Source organism: Stenotrophomonas sp. HMWF003 (genome assembly GCF_003061285.1).
In the GTDB taxonomy this organism is placed as follows: domain Bacteria; phylum Pseudomonadota; class Gammaproteobacteria; order Xanthomonadales; family Xanthomonadaceae; genus Stenotrophomonas; species Stenotrophomonas maltophilia_AP.
Window position 1 is genome coordinate 1 of record NZ_QAIW01000320.1, and the last position, 1653, is coordinate 1653.

General features: G+C 66.8%; 2 protein-coding genes. Both read left to right on the plus strand.

The features are described 5' to 3' along the window. The first annotated feature begins 145 nt into the window (after nucleotides 1–145). The gene (locus DBR34_RS13010; RefSeq protein WP_128097102.1) at nucleotides 146–823 is read left to right on the plus strand and encodes a DUF502 domain-containing protein; all 678 of its coding nucleotides are present in this window, start codon (nucleotides 146–148) and stop codon (nucleotides 821–823) included. A gap of 1 nt (nucleotide 824) precedes the next feature. Continuing rightward, nucleotides 825–1598, plus strand: coding sequence for a queuosine precursor transporter (locus DBR34_RS13015; RefSeq protein WP_128097103.1), 774 nt, complete (start codon nucleotides 825–827; stop codon nucleotides 1596–1598). The last annotated feature ends 55 nt before the right edge of the window (nucleotides 1599–1653 follow it).

The window sequence follows — 1653 nt, forward strand, 5'->3', positions numbered from 1 at the left end:
GCAGCACCCCGCCCACCAGCACCCCCATGCCCAGCACGGTCACGCCCACCCACTTCAGTCCCTTCAACACAGCATTCCCTTCATGCGCCGCTCCCTGCGACCGCAGGCAGGGTAATCCGGGGGGCCGCACCGCTACAATGCGCCGATGTCGCCCGAAGCCCCCCAACTTGTTCCGCGCCCCTCCCTGCAGCGCCTGTTCCTGACCGGCCTGCTGACCCTGCTGCCGATCTGGCTGACCTGGGTGGTGGTCAAATTCGTGTTCGTGCTGTTGTCGGGCATTTCCAGCCCGGTGGTGGTGCCCCTGTCCGAGCAGATCGCCGCCTCATTCCCGCACTACCTGGGCTGGGTCAAGGTGGAGTGGATGCAGAACCTGATCGGCCTGGCCGCCACCCTGCTGGTGATCCTCAGCGTGGGCGTGCTCAGCCGCCGGGTGATCGGCCAGCGCCTGCTGCGCTGGTTCGGCGCGGTGATCAAGCGCATCCCGCTGGCCAGCATCATCTACGACAGCGCCAAGAAGCTGCTGGACATGCTGCAGACCGAGCCGGGCAGCACCCAGCGCGTGGTGCTGATCGACTTCCCGCACCGTGACATGAAGTCGGTGGGCCTGGTCACGCGCGTGATCCGCGAACAGGGCACCGACCGCGAGCTGGCCGCGGTATATGTGCCGACCACGCCCAACCCCACCTCCGGCTACCTGGAAATCGTGCCGGTGGAACTGCTGACCCCCACCGACTGGACCGTCGACCAGGCGATGAGCTTCATCATCTCCGGCGGTGCCGTCGCACCGGAAAGCGTACCGTTCACCCGCGCCGGCGACCGCTGACATGAGCGCGCGGCCGCTGCAGGACCGCGCGGTGCTGTTGTTCATCGCGCTGGCGGCGTTCTTCTGCGCCAACGCGGTGCTGGCCGAACTGATCGGGGTGAAGATCTTCGCGCTCGAAGACACGCTCGGGCTGGCGCCGTTCAACTGGAACCTGTTCGGCCAGACCGGCTCGCTCAGTTTCACCGCCGGCACGTTGTTGTGGCCGGTGGTGTTCATCATGACCGACACCATCAACGAGTTCTTCGGCCGCCGCGGGGTGAAGTTCATCTCGTGGCTGGCGGTGGTGTTGATCAGCTACGGCTTCCTGTTCGCCTTCGCGGCGATCTCGCTGGTGCCGGCCAGCTGGTGGGTCACCTCGATGAGCGCCCACGGCGTGCCCGATTACCAGGCCGCCTTCGCCGCGGTGTTCGGCCAGGGCATGTGGACCATCGCCGGGTCGCTGGTGGCCTTCCTGGTCGGGCAGCTGATCGATGTCTCGATCTTCCATCGCATCCGCCGGGCCACCGGTGAACGCCACGTCTGGTTGCGCGCCACGGGCTCCACGGCGGTATCGCAGCTGGTGGACAGCTTCGTGGTGATCTGGATCGCATTCGTGCTGGGCCCGCAGCAGTGGCCCACCGCGCTGTTCCTGGCGGTCAGCAGCGTCAACTACGTCTACAAGATGGGCTTTGCCATCGCCCTGATTCCCTTGCTGTACCTGATGCGGCGTGCCATCACCCGCTACCTGGGCGCCGAGCGCGCCGCGCAGCTGCGTGCCGACGCCGCAGCTGACTGAGGCCCGTACCGCACGAAACTGACCAGGGGCCAGTGCTGGCCGTATGGGCACGGAT